Genomic DNA, 17,202 nt, shown 5'->3' with positions numbered 1-17,202 from the left:
CCGGTCCTGACCGATCACATCCCCCGCCCGGATCGCCCGACCCGCCCCCGCGGCGCCTGCCGCACCAGCAGGCGGGGTCACCAGGTCCACGAACCGCTCACCGAACAACGTCTTGGGCAACAACCGCGCCGACACACCCGCCGGGACCACCCCCACCATCTCCGGCTTCAACGCCAACCCCAACCGCGCCCCCCTCGCAGTCACCTCGATCGAACGCACCTCCCCCACGATGACCCCGCGGATCTTGACGTCGGACCCCGTGCGGAGCTGTGACCCGATCCGGTCGGTCTCGAGCGTCACGCGGACGACGCGGGTGAAGGCGTGGCCGTACGCCGCGACGGACAGCGAGCAGAGCACCCCGACGACGAGGAGGAAGACCACGCCGTACGTCCGGTCACCCAACCGCGCCAGGCCACCGGTCGCGGGCCCGAGCGGCGACCGTGGTGTGGTCGGCAGCGGGGCAGCCCGCAGCCGCCCGGGGTCGGCGTCGCCGTGCCCCGGCACCGGTCGGGTGCGCTGGTCGACCGGACCTCACCACCCTTCGCTGCGTGATGTGCCTCACCACGCCAACGAGAAGGAGAGGTCGAAGGTTATGCGGCCGGCCCCCGAGAGGTGGTCGCGTCTGCGTCGGCCACGGACAGCGCGATGCCGTCGAGGATGTCGTGCTCGGAGGCGACCACACGCTCGACCCCGAGGCCGGCGAGCCGCTGGACGATCTCGCGCCAGACGAGCGCACCGGCGCCGATGACGTCGACCCGGCCGGGGTGCATGAAGCCCAGGGCGGCCCGCTCGGCGCGGGGCAGGTGGACCAGGGAGTCGCAGGCTGCCACCACCTCGGCCGGGGTGAGCGCGGCGAGGTGGATGCGGCCGGGCTCGTACTCCGTCAGGTGCAGGGCGTGCGCGGTCACGGTGGTGACGCTGCCGGCGAGGCCGACCAGCGTCGCGACGCCCTCGAGCGGGACGCGCTCGGCGGCGAGGTCGAGGGCTTCGTCGACGTCGCGGGTGGCCGCGGCGAGCTCCGCCTCCGAGGGCGGGTCGGAGTGCAGGTGGCGCTCGGTCAGGCGGACGCAGCCGATGTCGACCGACCTAGCCGCCTCCACCGTCGACTCCCCGCGCACGAGCTCGGTCGAGCCGCCGCCGAGGTCGACGACGAGGTAGGGGCCGGGGATGCCGGCCGCGCGCAGGTCGCCCGTGGCGCCACGGAAGGACAGCGCCGCCTCCTCGTCGCCGGAGACGACCTCCGGGGCGGTGCCGTAGTGGGCGAAGGCGTCGCGCACCCCGGCCACGAACTCGTCGGCGTTGTCGGCGTCGCGGGAGGCGGAGGTGGCCACGAAGCGCACGGCCGAGGCCCCGAGCTCGCGGCACTGCGCGGCGTACTCGGCCGCCATGGACAGCGTGCGTCGCATGGCCTCGGGGTCTATCCGGCCGGTGCGGTCGACGCCGTGGCCGAGCCGTACGACCTCCATGCGGCGCAGGACGTCCGTCAGCGCGCCGGTGCCGGGGTCGACGTCCGCGACGAGCAGGCGGATCGAGTTGGTGCCGCAGTCGACGGCGCCGACGCGGGTCACTCGGGTCACGTCGTGGGTCACGTCTGGGGGCCGGCCGCGTCGGGGACGCACGAGCCCGCGGCCCACCAGTCGCCGAGCAGCGCGAGCGCCTCGTCGCCGAGGGGGTTGACCCCCGGCCCGGCCGCGAGCGAGTGGGCCACCAGCACGTGCAGGCACTTGACGCGGGTCGGCATGCCGCCGGCCGACGTGCCCTCGATCTCTGCGACGGTGCCGAGCCGGAATCGGCGGGTGAGGTAGTCCTCGTGCGCGGCGGCATACCGTGCGGCGAGGTCCTCGTCGGCGCCCAGCCGCTCGGTCATCTCCTTCATCAGCCCGCTCGTCTCGAGCGTGGAGATGGCACCGGTCAGCTTGGGGCACGTGGCGTAGAAGGTCGTGGGGAAGGGCGTGCCGTCGGGCAGCCGCGGCGCAGTGGTGAGCACGTCGGGCCGTCCGCACGGGCAGCGGTGCGCCACCGCCACGACGCCGCGCGGGACGCGGCCGAGCTGGGCGTCGACGGCGTCGAGGTCGGCTTGGGTGGGTGCGTCCGCGGGAGTGCCGGGCTGCTCGGTCACGGGGCGGTACCGGTCGCCGCGGGTCCGGAGTCGGCCACCTTCACCGACTCCCACAGCTGGCCGTACCAGGGGTGGTCGCTCGAGGCGGCGGGGGCCTTGGCCACGCCGGGGAGCGCCTTCGCGGAGGGCTTGCCGTCGATGACGGTGTAGGACTTCTCGCCGACCTTGACGAACTTCAGCCGCTCACGGGCCTGCTGCTGGACGTAGGCGTCGTCGTTCCAGCGGGCCTGCTCCTTCTGCAGGTCGCTGACCTGCGAGCGCTGGTCGCCGACCTGTCCGCGCAGCGCGTCGATCTCGCCCTGCTGGCGCAGGTAGGAGCGCAGCGTCGGCACCAGCATGACGGCCAGCAGGACCACGATCGAGGCCAGCACCACGCCGCGCAGCACGGCACGGGAGGCCTTGCGCTCGGTGGCGACCTGCGCGGACGCCGCCTTGCGGACGGCACCCGAGGCCGTGGCACGCGACCGGCCCGGGCCGGCGCCGGGGCGCGCGGAGGTGCCTCGCGCCGTACCCCGTGCACCTGCACCGGAGCGGGGTGCGGACGGACGACGGGCGGGCTGCCTGCCCTGCCCGTTCGTGCCGTGTCCCGTGCCTGCCATGGGTCCCCTCGGTCGTGTCTGCCGGTCCGGTCGTGCCGGGCTCAGGCCTTGGGCGTGAAGCGCGGGAAGGCGCCGGCGCCGGCGTAGCGGGCGGCGTCGTCGAGCTCCTCCTCGATGCGCAGGAGCTGGTTGTACTTGGCGACCCGCTCGGAGCGCGCGGGGGCACCGGTCTTGATCTGGCCGCAGTTGGTGGCGACGGCGAGGTCGGCGATCGTGACGTCCTCGGTCTCGCCGGAACGGTGGCTCATCATGCAGCGGTAGCCGTTGCGGTGGGCCAGGTCGACGGCGTCGAGGGTCTCGGTCAGCGAGCCGATCTGGTTGACCTTGACGAGGAGCGCGTTGGCGGTGCGGGAGTCGATGCCGCGCTGCAGGCGCACGGGGTTGGTGACGAAGAGGTCGTCGCCGACGATCTGGACGCGCTCACCGAGGCGGTCGGTCATGGCCCTCCAGCCGTCCCAGTCCTCCTCGTCGAGCGGGTCCTCGATGGAGACCAGCGGGTAGGAGTCGACGAGGTCGGCGTAGTAGTCGACCATCTCGGCCGAGGTCTTCGCGACACCCTCGAACTGGTAGGTGCCGTCCTCGTTGCGGAACTCGCTGGCGGCGACGTCGAGGGCGAGGGCGATCTGGGTGCCCGCCTCGTAGCCGGCCTTCTCGACGGCCTCGAGGATGAGGTCGAGGGCGGCGCGGTTGGACTCGAGGTTGGGGGCGAAGCCGCCCTCGTCGCCGAGGCCGGTGGCCAGCCCCTTCTCCTTGAGGACGCCCTTGAGCGAGTGGTAGACCTCCGCGCCCCAGCGCAGCGCCTCCTTGAAGGAGCCCGCGCCGATGGGGGCGATCATGAACTCCTGGATGTCGACGTTGGAGTCGGCGTGGCTGCCACCGTTGAGGATGTTCATCATCGGGACGGGCAGCACGTGCGCGTTGGGGCCACCGACGTAGCGGAACAGCGGCAGGCCCGAGGACTCCGCGGCGGCACGGGCGACGGCCAGGGACACCCCGAGGATCGCGTTGGCGCCCAGCTTGCCCTTGTTGTCGGAGCCGTCGAGGTCGAGCATGACGCCGTCGATGATGCGCTGCTCGCTCGCCTCGTAGCCGACGAGCTTGGGGTTGATCTCGTCGAGGACCGCGTCCACCGCCTGCTCGACACCCTTGCCGAGGTAGCGCTTCTTGTCGCCGTCACGGCGCTCGACGGCCTCGAACGCGCCCGTGGAGGCGCCAGAGGGCACCGCGGCCCGGGCGATGGTGCCGTCGTCGAGGGCCACCTCGACCTCGACCGTGGGGTTGCCCCGGGAGTCGAGGATCTCGCGGGCGCCTACTGCGTCAATGGTGGCCACAGACTTCTCCATCGGTGCTTGAACTGGGTGCCGGACAGGGGTACGTCACGAGGCTACCCGCTGCCCGCTCCCCCGTCGGCGACCGACCCGCAGGCCGGACGGCCGCCCTCAGGAGAGGCGCTGGTATGCGACGGCCAGCGCGGCGCCGAGGCGGGCGTTGCTGCGCACCAGGGCGATGTTGGTGTCGAGCGAGCGGCCCTCGGACAGCTCGACGATGCGCCCGAGCAGGAACGGCGTGATGTCCTTGCCGTGGATCCCGCGCTCGTCGCACTCCGCGAGCGCCCGGTCGATGAGGACGCCGATCTCGTCGGCCGGGATCTCGTCCTCGACGGGGACGGGGTTGGCCACGGCGAGGGCGCCGTGCAGGCCGAGGTCCCACTTGGCCTGCATCATCGCTGCCAGCTCGTCGGCCGAGTCGGCGCGCAGGGGCGCCGCGTGGCCGCTGGAGCGGGAGTAGAACGACGGGAACTCGTGGCTGCCGTGGACGACGACCGGCACCCCGAGGGTCTCCAGCTTCTCCAGGGTGAGCCCGATGTCGAGGATCGACTTCACCCCGGCCGACACGACGGCGACGTCGGTCTGGCCCAGCTCGGTGAGGTCGGCGGAGATGTCGAAGGAGGTCTCGGCGCCACGGTGCACGCCACCCAGGCCGCCCGTGACGAAGACCCTGATCCCCGCCAGCGCGGCCAGCCGCATGGTCGCGGCGACCGTGGTCGCGCCGTGCGCCTTGCGGGCCACGACGTACGGGAGGTCGCGCAGGCTCACCTTGGCGACGTCGGGGTGGGTGGCGAGGGTCTCGAGCTCGTCGCGGTCCAGGCCGATGCGCGGTACGCCGTCGAGGACCGCGATCGTGGCGGGAGTCGCACCCCCGTCGCGGATGATCTGCTCCACCTCGACGGCCATCGCGACGTTGCGCGGGTAGGGCATGCCGTGGCTGATGATGGTGCTCTCCAGCGCCACCACGGGGCGGCCTGCGGCCAGGGCCTGGGCGACCTCGGTCGAGAGGCGCAGTGCGGGGTGGGGCGTGGTCATCGGTTCTCCTGGTCTGGTCTGGTCTGGTGTGGTTGTGGTGTGGTGTGGCTGGGGTGGGGTCGTGGCTGGGGCGGGGTCGTGGGCGGACCGGTTCGGCGCGGGCGTCAGGAGCCCTGCGCCGTACGCAGCTCGGCGTCGACGAGACGGGCGGTGAGGTCGGGCCGCACGGTCCGGTCGCTCGCCACGGTGAGGGCGGCGGCCGCCTGGCCGAACCGTGCGGCGTCGACCGGGGAGTCCCCGCGCAGCAGCGCGTGCACGAACGCCGCCGTCATCGAGTCGCCCGCACCCGTCACGTCGACGACCTCCGCGCCGGGCGCGGGCATGACGGTCACGGCGACGCGGCCGCCGGGCTCGCGTGAGCTGAGCAGGCTGCCGCGGACGCCGCGGCGGACCCACACGTGCTCGACGCCGCGCTCGTGGAGCTGCCGCGCAGCCCGGGCGATCGCTGGCCGGGCCTGCGCGACCGGCTCCCCCACGATCGCGCCGAGCTCGTCGAGGTTGGGGGTGAGGGCGAGCACGGGCCGCTCGGGGGACAGCACGTTGGCCAGCGGCCTCGCCTTGGCGACGCTCACGGGGTCGACCACGACCGGTACGCCACCGGCAGCCGCCTGGTCGAGGACCCACGTGGCGGCTTCCGCGGGGACGTTGCCGTCGAGCACCACCAGGTCGGCGTGGCCGATGAGGTCCCGCGAGCGGAGGAGCTGGGCGACGGTCAGCAGGTCCGTCGCGCGCATGCTGGAGACGGCCACGACGAGCTCGCCCGAGGCGTCGAGCACCGCGAGGTAGGTGCCGGTCGCCTCGGTGGTAGCCACCACGTGGTCGACGACCACCCCTGCCGCACGGGTGGCCGCGAGGACCTCCTCGCCGAACGCGTCGCGGCCGATGGGAGCGACGAGGTGGGTCGGGCTGCCCAGCCGCGCGAGGTTCTCGGCGATGTTGCGCCCCACCCCACCCGGCGTGCTGGTGGTCGCACCGGGGTTGGAGGTGTGCAGCTCGACCGCGCGGCTCGAGTGCGCCTTGATGTCCATGTTGGCCCCGCCGACCACGACCACGGACCTGGTCTCGGGCCGCACGAGGTAGCCCCGGCCGAGGATCGCGCCCTTGCGGGTGAGGTTGGACAGGTGCACGGAGACGGCTGCCCGGGTGGACCCGGTGCGCTCGGCCAGCGCGGCGGCGTCGAGGAGCGGCTCGGCCCGCAGGAGGTCCACGATCTCCCGCTCGCGCTCGGTCAGTCCCATGCTTGAAACTCTAAGGCTTGCTTGGAACATCAAGCAAGTAGCCACGCGCTCCACTCCACGGCCAGACTGCACCCGTGGCACTCGCGGTCTGCCTGCTGCTCGACCCCGACACCGACCACGCCGTCCGCCGGCTCTGGTCGGGGCTCGAGGCGGCCGGCATCCCGACCCTGCTGACGCACACCCACCGCCGCCACGTGCCGCACGTCTCGTATGCGGTGCTGCGCACGTTCGACGAGGACCGCGTGGCCGCCGCCGTGGATTCGCTGCCCGACGGGCCGCCGCTGGCCCTGCGCTTCGACACCGTCGGGCTCTTCCCCCGCGGCCGAGCCGCCCTGCTCCCCGCAGTCACGCCCGCTCTGCTCGCGCGGCAGGAGGCGGTCGTCGAGGCCGTCACTGGCACCGGCGCCGACCTGCACTGGCACTACCGGCCGGGGCGCTGGGTGCCGCACTGCAGCCTCACCACCGGGACCAGCCAGGACCTGCTGCCGACGGCCGCCGTCCACGCGTTCGACGTGCTCCCCCTCGAGGGCCGCGCCGTGCGGGCGGCGCTCATCGACAGCGGCACGGGTCGGCACGTGCCCCTCCCGAACCTGCCCTGACCGGGAGCCCCCCGCCGCAGCGGCCACTGGTCTGAGCGCGGCAGCCGGCGGCCCGGCGCCGAGGGCACCGGGCCGCGGGCCGCCTGGTCCCGACTCAGGCCGGGTGCGCCGCGTGGGCGTGGCTGCGCCGCGAGACGACGGCCATCCCGGCACCTGCGAGGGCGACGCCGGCCAGGAGCCCGGCGCCGATCTGCAGGACCTGCACGCCGTTGTCGTTGACGGTCAGGACCGTCCCTACGCCGGAGGAGCCGCCGACCGTCCCTCCCTCGAAGCAGGAGGTGGTGCAGTGCTGCTCGCCCGGGCTGCCGCTCCCGGGGTCCGGGCGGGCGCTGGCCGGCCCGGCCATGGAAAGGGCTACGAGGCCGGTGGCTCCGGCGATGGAGGCCGCCCGGCGGATGTTGGTGGTGTGCGACATGGTCCTGTCCTCTTCGTGGGTGGTCGTGTCGTGCCGGACGGGGTGTCCACGACCGTTGTGGCACGGACCGGTTCCGGGGCGGCTCCGGACCGGTGTCAGTCCGGTGTCAGGTCTGGCACCAGACGTGGTCGGCCGAGGACGGGTAACCGCCGATGTGTGGGTGCATCGGAGGGCATGAGGCCTTTGGCAGCATCCTCCCGTACGTCCGCATAACGTCGAGTGCCGTTGTGCTCCAGCGGTTTTCGGCGACGGGCAGCGCATGACGACCGGGTCGCAAACCGGTTGACGCACGTCCTGCGCAGGACCACTGTCATGAGCGTGCGCATAGCGCTGCTCGGTTCCCTCGAGGTCGACGGCGGTCGCACGACCCTCGGCAAGCGTGACCGGGTGGTCCTGCAGGCCCTGGCCGTCCGGCCCGGGACGGACGTGAGCCCCGAGGCCCTGGCCGACTGCCTCTGGGGCGAGCACGTGCCCGAGACGTGGCACAAGGTCGTCCAGGGGTGCATCGTCCGCCTGCGCAAGGCCGTCGGTGCCGACGCGATCCAGACCTCTCCGCGCGGGTACCGGCTGCTCATGCACCGGGACGAGCTGGACCACCTCTACTTCGAGCACCTGGTGTCCAGGGCTCGCGACCTGTTGGCCGACGGGAACCCCGAGCGCGCCCTGTACGTGACCGGTCTGGCGCGTGGGCTGTGGAGGGGCGAACCCTTGGTCGACCTCGCCGACTGGGCTCCGGGGCGGATCGCCGCCGAGCAGCTCACGGAGCTGTGGCGCGACACCGAGGAGCTGCACGCAGAGGCCCTGCTCAGGGTCGGCCGCTACGAGGACGTCCTCGGCGAGGCAGTCCGGCTCGTGGCCGAGGAGCCGCAGCGGGAGCGCCGCTGGGGTCTCCTGGCCCTGGCGCAGTACCAGGCCGGGCGCCAGGGTGACGCGCTGCAGACCCTGCAGCGCGCCAAGGCCCTGCTCGTCGACGAGCTCGGCGTGGACCCCGGTCGAGACCTGACCGACCTGGAGACGGGGATCCTGCGGCAGGACCCCGCTCTGCTGCCGCCGCCGGCCGTCCCACCGACGAGCACCGAGTGCCCCTACCTGGGGCTCGCGGCCTACGACATCGACGATGCGCCCGGCTTCTTCGGACGTCGGCCCGACACCGCGGCGTGCCTCCGGCGACTGGACGGGACGGGGGCGCTGGCCGTCGTGGGGCCGTCCGGCTGCGGCAAGTCCTCCCTGGTCCGCGCCGGCGTCGCAGCGGCCCTGACGGCCGACGGCCGACGAGTGACGGTCATGACACCGGGCGTCGATCCCCTGACCTCCCTCGAGGCGGTCGACCTCGCTGCCCTCGATGCCCTCGTCGTCGACCAGTGCGAAGAGGCCTTCAACGCCGACTCCGACTCGCCCGACCGAGCCGAGTTCTTCGACCGTCTCGGCGAGATCGCCGACAACGGCCGGTGTCTCCTCGTCGTGTCGCTGCGCGCGGACCGGCTCGGCGAGCTCGCCACCCACCCCGACTTCGCCCGGCTCGTCGAGCGCGGGCTCTACCTCCTGGGAGCCATGACCCCACCCGACCTCCGGTTGGCCATCGAGGGGCCCGCACAGCAGGCCGGGCTCCGGCTCGAACCCGGGCTCGTCGACCTGCTCGTCCGTGAGGTGGCAGGGGAGCCGTCGGCCCTGCCGATGCTCTCGCACGTGCTGAGGCAGACCTGGCGTCGCCGGGAGGGGCAGACCCTCACCGTCGCGGGATACCAGTCCACTGGTGGGATCCAGGGTGCCATCTCGCACTCCGCGGAGAGCCTCTTCGGGGAGCTCACCGCGGCGCAGCGACGGGTCCTCCGGGACCTCATGGTCCGACTGGTGGGGCGGGACGACTCGGGCAAGCCGGTCCGACAGCGGCTGCCGCGCCGGGCCGTCGAGACCGACGAGGACCACAGCCTGGTGGTGCAACGGCTGGTGTCGGCGCGCCTGCTCAGTGCCGACGGCGACACCGTCGAGATCGCTCATGAGACCCTGGCCGTGGCGTGGCCGAGGCTGCGGTCCTGGCTGGACGACGACGTCGACGGACTGCGCATCGTGCGCCAGCTCACCCTCGCGGCCACGAGCTGGGACGGGCTTGGCCGTCCCGACAGCGAGCTCTACCGCGGTGTCCGCAGGGCCGCGGCGCAGGAGTGGCGCGAACGGACCCACCCCTCGTTGTCAGCGGTGGAGCAGGACTTCCTGGACGCGTCCGACCGGCTGCACACCGCAGAGCAGGAGGCCACCGAGGCCCAGGTGCGCACCGAGCGCAGGTCGAACCAACGACTGCGGGCAGGCCTGGCCACCGTCGCGGTCCTTCTCGCCGTGGCCATCGTCGCAGGCGCCCTGGCGAAGAACGCCGCGAACCGCGCGGACCAGCAGGCCGTGGCCGCGGACGAGCAGGCACTCACCGCCGACGCGCGTCGACTGGGTGCCGAGGGCCTGCGGGCGGCAGACCTCGACCGCTCCCTGCTGCTGTCGGCAGCCGGGGTCCGGCTCCACGACTCGGTCGACACCCGTACGAACCTGCTCGCGACGCTCGACCGGGCCCACCAGCTGCTCCGGACCCACCGCACCGGCACGGCCGTGAACCTCACGGTGAATCCCGCGACCGGCCAGGTGGCCCTGGCGATGCCCTTCGACGGGGTGGCCCTGTTCGACGGGAGCACCCTTCAGGAGCTGCACCACGACCCCCAAGTCCGCGGACCGGGCCTCGTGTCGAGCCCGGACGGCCACCTGTACGCGGCCTCCCTGATGCCTGAGCTGACCGGGGAAGCCTCCGACCCACCTGCGGTCACCCTGCTCGACGAGCGCGGCGCCGTGAGCAGCGTCCAGCTCGGTGGCGTCCCGTCCAACCGCTACGCGCAGCAGGAGCTGTCGTTCAGCCCCAACGGCCGGTGGCTCGTCGTCGGCCTGCTGCACCGCGAGGGCGCAGCCCCACCGGTGACCGTGGTCTGGGACCTGACCGCCCCCGGAAGGCCCGCCGCCCTCGTGCAGCTCGGGGACCAGGACCACTCACCCGTCGTGTCCGACGACGGTCGCACGCTCTACGGCGCCGGAGGTGGGCACGTGCGGGTGGTGGACCTCGCCGGAGGCAGGGGACCGGTAATGCTGGACGCGGCCGACCTTGACGTCCGGGAGGTCGGCGACCAGCTGCGCCTGCACCCCGACGGGCGCACGCTGGCGGTGGGCGCCGGGGACGAGGTCGCGCTGCTCGACACGCACAGTCTCACCACCCGGGCGGTCCTCAGTGGCCACGGTCGGACCGACGCCCTGGCCTTCTCCCGGGACGGCCGTCGGCTGGCCTCCGCCGGGGAGGAGGTTGTGGCGTGGGACCTGTCCGGCGGACAGCCGCGCGAGCTGCTGCGCCACGAGGACCCGTCCGGCGCCTCGCTCGGGTTCAGCCCTGACGCCAGGACCCTCTACACCGTGGAGCAGAGCGGCCTCCTGCTCGCCTGGGACCTCGACGGTGATCGGAGCTTCCTGCGCACGCACCCGGGAGAGGCCCTCGCGCGCGAAGCGCCCGCGGTCATCCGCTTCTCACCCGACCGCCGCAAGATCGGCTACGTGTGGGGCTCCCCTGCCGCGGTCCAGGTGCGGGACGGGGCCACGGGGGCGCTGGGACCGTTGATCGACGTCAGGCTGCGCCAGCGGAGCTGGATCGACCTCGCCTGGAGCCCGGACTCCAGACACTTCAACGTCACCACGGGTGATGGCACGGTGGGCATCTGGGACGCCACCACCGGCCGCAACCTCGCGTCCCACACCCTGGTCCAGGCGGAGGGCAGCACCACGCGACCGGGCCCGACGGGCGCGACGGAGGGCGCGAGCATCGCGTTCTGGTCCCTCGACGGCCGGTTCCTGCTCGTCGGCAGCACGACCGGCCGCCTGCACGTGCTCGACGGGCGTACCCTGGCGCCGGTGCACGAGCCCGTGCAGGTGACCTCGTCGAAGGAGGGCGGCAGGACGCCGCCGGTCCAGGGCCTCGAGCCCAGCCCGGACCTGCGCACCGTCGTCACCTTCGGCGACCAGACCCGGGTCGTGGACTACGTCGACGGCGTGGTGGAGCCGCCCCTGGGCTACGGCGGCGACCGCGCCACCATCGCCTTCGCACCACGGGGGGGCAGGGCCCTCGTCGGCACCTCCAGCGGTGAGGTGGGGATCGTCGACACCGCGAGGCGACGGTGGCTGGCCCAGCCGGCTGCGGTGCCTCCCTTCCCCGGGTACTCGGTGGTGTGGTCCCCGGACGGCAGCCGCGTGGCGACGACGAACGAAGGACAGGTCGGGTGGTGGGACCGCAGTGGCACCTTCCAGGGGTCGATCAAGGTCCCGGACGCAGCCTCGGTGGCCTTCTCCGACGACGGGCGACGACTGCACGTCGCCGACGACCAGGGCGGTGTCCACACCTGGGACCTCGACCCAGCCGAGTGGGTGCGGGCGGCCTGCCTCACCGCCGGCCGCGACCTCACCGTCGCCGAGTGGCGCAGCTACCTGCCGGGGCGTCCCACTCAGTCGATCTGCGGCTGAGTGGCAGCGAGCGCCGCGACAGCCCCCCTCAGCTCTGCCTCGGCATCCAGGCCCTGGGTCCTCGCCCGGGCCACGAGCGCCAGCAGCTCGTGGCCGAGGCCGTGCCCGACAGGGAGCGGCCCACGCCCGGAGCGCTCCCATCGCGCCACCACCTTCTCCGCCGCGAGCAGGGCGGGCAGCGAGCTCGGTATGCCGTGCAGCAGCCCCTCGTGCCCCGCCTCGCCGCCGCCGTGCTGCGCCTTGGCCGCCCGCTCCTGCGCCTTGATCTGCTCCCAGGCGACCTCGACCTCACCGGGGGTCGAGGCGCCGCCGTCGGCGAATACGTGGGGGTGGCGCCGTACGAGCTTGTCGACGAGCACGCCCGCCACGTCGTCGATGTCGAACGGCGCCACGGGGTCGTCCTGCGCGACCCGCGACTGGAACGCCACCTGGAGCAGCACGTCGCCGAGCTCCTCGCGGATGTGGTCGAGGTCGCCGGACGCGATCGCCTCGGCCGCCTCGTGCGCCTCCTCGATGAGGTACTTCACCAGGGACTCGTGCGTCTGCTCGGCGTCCCATGGGCAGCCGCCGGGCGAGCGGAGCCGGTCCATCACGGCGACGACGTCGAGGAGGCGTGAGCCCGGGACGTCCCACGACCCGACGAGCACCTCGACCTCAGGCGGGTCGCCGAGGCGCGAGACCTCCGAGGCCACGGCGTCGGTGAGGCCGGGGTCGCCGTCGGCGGAGGCCACCCACACCACCTCACCGGACGCGGCACGGTCCATCAGGTCACGGGCGAGCGCCGGGGCGGAGGGGTCCGCGGCCGCCACCACCTCGAGGCCGGCCTGCACCAGGGCGTCGGCGAAGGGCTCCGCGGGGTCACGGGCGAGCACGACCTGCGCCGCCTCGAGCGCCTGCCACGCCGCCCGGGTCAGAAGCCCGGGCGCGATGCGGGGGCTGCCGACGAGCAGGGTCAGGCGCCGGGCCACCGGGCGGTCAGCCCTGCGGCGCGGCGGAGGGCTCGGCCTTGATCCAGTTGGGGCTGCTGGCGTCGAAGCTGATCTTCTTCGGGTCGAACTTGCCGTAGCGCGGGTTGATGGTGATCTTCGCCTTGGAGGCGAGGTCGACCGCGCGGCCCTGCTCCTCGCTGGTCATCTGGTTGAAGGCCAGGCTGGCCCGCACGAGCTCCAGGGTCGCGGGCGAGGGGTCCTCGATCGCGGCCACGGCCTGCCGGGCGGCCGAGTCGGACAGGCCCTTGCCGGCGCCGTCGGCGACGGTGTTGATGAAGCCGGCCATGATGAGGCTGGCCACGGCGTTGGCCGTGGTGATGCCGGAGTCGGGCTGGGCCGCGAGGATCTGCCGCGACGCCTCCTGGGCCTCCTGCTCGGTGATCCGCTGGCCGTTGACGACGGCAGCGGTGTCGGCGGACGCACAGCCCGACACCCCCAGCACGACGACGGCGACCCCGGCCACGAGCGACCCACGCAGGACGCGAAATGCCTTCACGACTTCCCTCTCTCCAAGCTCACAAAGGTGCTCAACAGGTGCACGCTCACCGGGCCGGCACCGCACCCTCGCGGGTGCCCACCCGGGCGGCGTCGGCGACGCTGCCCAGCATGACGGCGCGGATCAGGTCGCTGGCCCACTGCAAGACTGCCGTGTCACGCAGCGGTTTGCCAGCCACCCTCGCCGTCATCGGCTTCGGCACGAGAATCGTATGCACCGTGTCCTTGACCAGTGACTTGGGGTAGAGCCGCTGAAGCCGGAGCTGGGCGGACTCCGGCAGGTCGACCGGGCCGAACCGCACGAAGTTCCCCTGCACGGAGATGTCACCCACCCCGGCAGCCCGCGCCACGGTGCGCAGGCGGGCCACCTCCATGAGGTTGCGGACCGGCTCGGGCAACGGACCGTAGCGGTCGACCAGCTCGGCCTCGATCTCGCCCAGCTGCGCCTCGTCGACGACGCTGGCGAGCTTCTTGTAGGCCTCGAGCCGCAGCCGCTCCCCCGGCACGTAGTCGTGGGGCAGGTGGGCGTCGACGGGCAGCTCGATCTTGATCTCGGTCGGCGCGGTCTCGCCGTCGCCGCGGAACTCGGCCACGGCCTCGCCGACGAGCCGGACGTAGAGGTCGAACCCGACGCCGGCGATGTGGCCGGACTGCTCGCCGCCCAGCAGGTTGCCCGCGCCGCGGATCTCGAGGTCCTTCATCGCGATCTGGATGCCCGCGCCGAGGTCGGTGTGGCTGGCCATGGTCTGGAGGCGGTCGTGCGCCGTCTCCGTCATCGGCTTCTCCGGCGGGTAGAGGAAGTAGCAGTAGGCCCGCTCGCGCCCTCGGCCGACACGACCACGCAGCTGGTGGAGCTGGGAGAGGCCGAGGACGTCGGACCGCTCCACGATCAGCGTGTTGGCGTTGGAGATGTCGAGGCCGGTCTCGACGATCGTCGTGCAGACGAGGACGTCGAACTTCTTGTCCCAGAAGTCGACGACGACCTGCTCGAGCTTGTGCTCGCCCATCTTGCCGTGAGCCGTGGCGACGCGGGCCTCCGGCACGAGCTCGCGGATCCGGGCAGCGGCGCGCTCGATGCTCGACACCTTGTTGTGGACGAGGAACACCTGTCCCTCGCGGAGCAGCTCGCGCTTGATGGCGGCGACGATCTGCTTCTCCTCGTAGGCCCCGACGTAGGTGAGCACCGGGTGGCGCTCCTCCGGTGGCGTGGCCAGGGTCGACATCTCGCGGATGCCGGTGACGGCCATCTCCAGCGTGCGCGGGATCGGGGTGGCCGACATCGCGAGGATGTCGACGGCGGTGCGCAGCGCCTTGAGCTGCTCCTTGTGCTCGACACCGAACCGCTGCTCCTCGTCGATGACGACCAGGCCGAGGTCCTTGTAGCGGATCTCCTTGGACAGCAGGCGGTGGGTGCCGATGACGAGGTCGACCGAGCCGTCGGCCAGTCCCGCGATCGTCTCCCTCGCCTCCTTGTCGGACTGGAAGCGCGACAGCGCCTTGACCGTCACGGGGAACTGCGCGTAGCGCTCGGAGAACGTCTGGAAGTGCTGTTGCACCAGCAGGGTGGTCGGCACGAGGACTGCGACCTGCTTGCCGTCCTGGATCGCCTTGAACGCGGCCCGCACGGCGATCTCGGTCTTGCCGTAGCCGACGTCGCCACAGATCAGGCGGTCCATGGGCACGGTGCGCTCCATGTCGGCCTTGACCTCGTCGATCGAGCTGAGCTGGTCGGGCGTCTCGACGTAGGCGAAGGCGTCCTCGAGCTCGCGCTGCCACGGGGTGTCGGGCGCGAACGCGTGGCCCGAGGTCGCCATCCGCGCGCTGTAGAGCTGGATGAGCTCGGCGGCGATCTGCTTGACGTAGCGGCGGGCCTTGGACTTCGTCTGCTTCCAGTCGGAGCCGCCCATCTTGCTCAGGACCGGCATCTCGCCCCCGACGTAGCGCGTGACCTGGTCGAGCTGGTCGGTGGGCACGAAGAGCCGGTCACCGGGCTGTCCCCGCTTGGACGGGGCGTACTCGATGACGAGGTACTCGCGGGTCGCGTCACCGACCTTGCGCTGCACCATCTCGACGAACTTGCCGACGCCGTGCTGCTCGTGGACGACGTGGTCGCCGGGCTTCAGCTGCAGCGGGTCGACCTGGTTGCGCCGCCGCGAGGGCATCTTGCGCATGTCCTTGGTCGAGCCGCCCTGGCCGGGGGTGCCGGTCAGGTCGGTCTCGGTGACCAGCGCGAACCGGCTGCCGGGCGCGAGGAACCCCGAGCCGACGGACCCGGTGGTCAGGTGCACCATGCCGTCCGTCAGGTCGCCGAGGTCGGCGTCGAGGCGGGCGGGCACCGACTCGCCGGCGAGCACCTCGGCGACGCGTCGCGCCATACCGGGGCCCTCGGTGACCACCACGACGCGCCAGCCGTCACCCACCCAGCGCTGGAGGTCGGCGACCGCCTCGGGGGTGGACCCGCGGTAGCGCGCCACCTCCTCGAGACCGGTGTTGACGACCACGGCGTCGTCGTCGGCGAGTTCCTCGTCGGCCACGAACGGGCCCAGGTCCCACCACGGCATCCCCGACTCGCGGGCGTGCGCGCGAAGGTCGGACAGGTTCCAGAACGAGGCGGTGCCGAGCAGGCCCTGCAGGTCGATCGGCACGGCGTTGCCGGCAGCGGCGTTGGCCCAGCCGGCGTCGAGGAACTCCTGGCTGGTGGCGACGAGGTCGTGGGCGCGGGTGCGCACGCGCTCGGGGTCGCAGACGACCACGGCCGTGCCCTCGCGCAAGGTGTCCAGGACGCTCTCCATGCCGTCGACCAGCGCCGGGGCGAGGGACTCCATGCCCTCGACCGCGATGCCCTCGGCCAGCTTGGTCAGCAGGTCGGCGGCGCCGGGCAGCTGCTCGACGAGCGCTGCCGCGCGGGCGCGAACCGACTCGGTGAGCAGCACCTCGCGGCACGGGGGTGCCCACAGGCCGTGCTCGGCCACCTCGAGGCTGCGCTGGTCGGCGACCTTGAACCAGCGGATCTCCTCGACCGTGTCGCCCCAGAACTCGACCCGGACCGGGTGGTCCTCGGTGGGCGGGAAGACGTCGAGGATGCCGCCGCGCACGGCGAACTCGCCACGGCGCTCGACCAGGTCGGTGCGGGAGTAGGCAGCCGCCGCGAGGTCCTCGACGACCTGCTCCAGGGGTGCCTCGTCGCCGGCGCGCAGGGCCACCGGTCGCAGGTCGCCCAGCCCGCGGGCGACGGGCTGGAGCACCGCGCGGACGGGGGCGACGACGACGTCGAGGGGGCCGTAGGTGGGGTCGTCGGGATCGGGGTGGCGCAGCCGGCGCAGGACGGCCAGGCGCTTGCCGACGGTGTCGCTGCGGGGGCTCAGCCGCTCGTGGGGCAGGGTCTCCCACGCGGGGAAGTCGGCCACCCGCTCGTGGTCGAGGAAGCAGCCCAGGGCCGACACGAGGTCCTCGGCCTCCCGCGTGGTGGCGGTGACGGCGAGCAGCGGCCGCCCGGCCTCCTTGGCGAACGCCGCCACGAGGGCGGCCCGGGCACCGGTGGGCGCCGAGATGTCGACGGTGGGCTCACCGGCGCGGGCTGCGGCGAGGGCGCGGGCCACGCCGGGGTCGGCGGTGAGCGCGTCGAGCAGCGGGGCGAGGGTCATGGAGGGGCTCCTGCTCACGGCTGGGTACAGCACGAACGCCCCACGGCAGCTGCCGATGGGGTGTCTCCAACCCTAACCACCGCGCCCGACAGGGTGCTCGGCGGAGGACCTCGGGCGGCCGGTGGGCCACACGCTCATCCCTTTGGATGAGCCACCGCTGGACCGCTCCTCAGAGGATTGACGCGCAGGTGGTGGACCGGCGCGC

13 protein-coding genes are annotated in these 17,202 nt (G+C 73.1%); 2 read left to right on the top strand and 11 right to left on the bottom strand.

Translation table 11 applies throughout. The features are described 5' to 3' along the window. From AB4Z02_RS13515 to AB4Z02_RS13485, 7 genes are all read right to left on the bottom strand, one after another. A partial coding sequence (locus AB4Z02_RS13515; protein ID WP_441971540.1) for an MlaD family protein occupies positions 1–504 on the bottom strand: 504 nt, incomplete at its 3' end. Between the two features lie 86 nt (positions 505–590). After that, positions 591–1,568: a Ppx/GppA phosphatase family protein gene (locus tag AB4Z02_RS13510; protein WP_441971541.1), complete on the bottom strand. Its 978-nt coding sequence runs from the start codon at positions 1,566–1,568 to the stop codon at positions 591–593. A 17-nt stretch (positions 1,569–1,585) separates the two neighbouring features. Next, a complete protein-coding gene (locus tag AB4Z02_RS13505) occupies positions 1,586–2,119 on the bottom strand; it encodes a DUF501 domain-containing protein (protein WP_441971538.1) in 534 nt (177 codons plus the stop codon). Beyond that, positions 2,116–2,718 (bottom strand): FtsB family cell division protein, encoded by a 603-nt coding sequence (locus AB4Z02_RS13500; RefSeq protein ID WP_082589817.1) that lies wholly within the window; start codon positions 2,716–2,718, stop codon positions 2,116–2,118. The genes AB4Z02_RS13505 and AB4Z02_RS13500 overlap by 4 nt, the downstream gene beginning before the upstream one ends. A gap of 41 nt (positions 2,719–2,759) precedes the next feature. Further along, positions 2,760–4,049 (bottom strand): phosphopyruvate hydratase, encoded by a 1,290-nt coding sequence (gene eno, locus AB4Z02_RS13495; protein ID WP_441971535.1) that lies wholly within the window; start codon positions 4,047–4,049, stop codon positions 2,760–2,762. A gap of 108 nt (positions 4,050–4,157) precedes the next feature. Continuing rightward, positions 4,158–5,081: a pseudouridine-5'-phosphate glycosidase gene (locus tag AB4Z02_RS13490; RefSeq protein WP_441971533.1), complete on the bottom strand. Its 924-nt coding sequence runs from the start codon at positions 5,079–5,081 to the stop codon at positions 4,158–4,160. A gap of 104 nt (positions 5,082–5,185) precedes the next feature. Then, entirely contained in the window at positions 5,186–6,319 is a 1,134-nt protein-coding gene (locus AB4Z02_RS13485; RefSeq protein ID WP_441971532.1) for a PfkB family carbohydrate kinase, read from the bottom strand. 74 nt (positions 6,320–6,393) lie between these two features. Here AB4Z02_RS13485 and AB4Z02_RS13480 point away from each other — a divergent pair, with 74 nt between their 5' ends. Further along, positions 6,394–6,918 (top strand): 2'-5' RNA ligase family protein, encoded by a 525-nt coding sequence (locus AB4Z02_RS13480; protein WP_441971530.1) that lies wholly within the window; start codon positions 6,394–6,396, stop codon positions 6,916–6,918. Positions 6,919–7,012: 94 nt separating this feature from the next. Here AB4Z02_RS13480 and AB4Z02_RS13475 read toward each other — a convergent pair whose 3' ends face one another. Then, positions 7,013–7,333, bottom strand: a complete 321-nt coding sequence (locus AB4Z02_RS13475) for a hypothetical protein (RefSeq protein WP_056881827.1) — start codon at positions 7,331–7,333, stop codon at positions 7,013–7,015. A gap of 312 nt (positions 7,334–7,645) precedes the next feature. On the opposite strand from AB4Z02_RS13475, the gene AB4Z02_RS13470 reads away from it, so the two are divergent. Then, positions 7,646–11,869 carry an nSTAND1 domain-containing NTPase gene (locus AB4Z02_RS13470; RefSeq protein ID WP_441971528.1) on the top strand — a complete coding sequence of 1,408 codons (4,224 nt, stop codon included), beginning with the start codon at positions 7,646–7,648 and terminating at the stop codon, positions 11,867–11,869. On the opposite strand, the gene AB4Z02_RS13465 is transcribed toward AB4Z02_RS13470, so the two are convergent. The 3 genes from AB4Z02_RS13465 to mfd are packed head-to-tail and all read right to left on the bottom strand — an operon-like array spanning position 11,851 to position 16,997. Next, the gene (locus AB4Z02_RS13465) at positions 11,851–12,837 is read right to left on the bottom strand and encodes a MazG family protein (protein ID WP_441971526.1); all 987 of its coding nucleotides are present in this window, start codon (positions 12,835–12,837) and stop codon (positions 11,851–11,853) included. The two genes, AB4Z02_RS13470 and AB4Z02_RS13465, sit on opposite strands and share 19 nt — an antisense overlap. A 7-nt stretch (positions 12,838–12,844) precedes the next feature. Continuing rightward, positions 12,845–13,354 carry a hypothetical protein gene (locus AB4Z02_RS13460; protein WP_441971524.1) on the bottom strand — a complete coding sequence of 170 codons (510 nt, stop codon included), beginning with the start codon at positions 13,352–13,354 and terminating at the stop codon, positions 12,845–12,847. Positions 13,355–13,400: 46 nt separating this feature from the next. Further along, the gene (mfd, locus tag AB4Z02_RS13455; RefSeq protein ID WP_056881831.1) at positions 13,401–16,997 is read right to left on the bottom strand and encodes a transcription-repair coupling factor; all 3,597 of its coding nucleotides are present in this window, start codon (positions 16,995–16,997) and stop codon (positions 13,401–13,403) included. Between the last annotated feature and the right edge of the window lie 205 nt (positions 16,998–17,202).

Source organism: Pedococcus sp. 2YAF34, from assembly GCF_052114585.1.
In the GTDB taxonomy this organism is placed as follows: domain Bacteria; phylum Actinomycetota; class Actinomycetes; order Actinomycetales; family Dermatophilaceae; genus Pedococcus.
The sequence above is the reverse complement of the archived record's forward strand: the minus strand, read 5'-3'. Positions and strand labels throughout refer to the sequence as shown.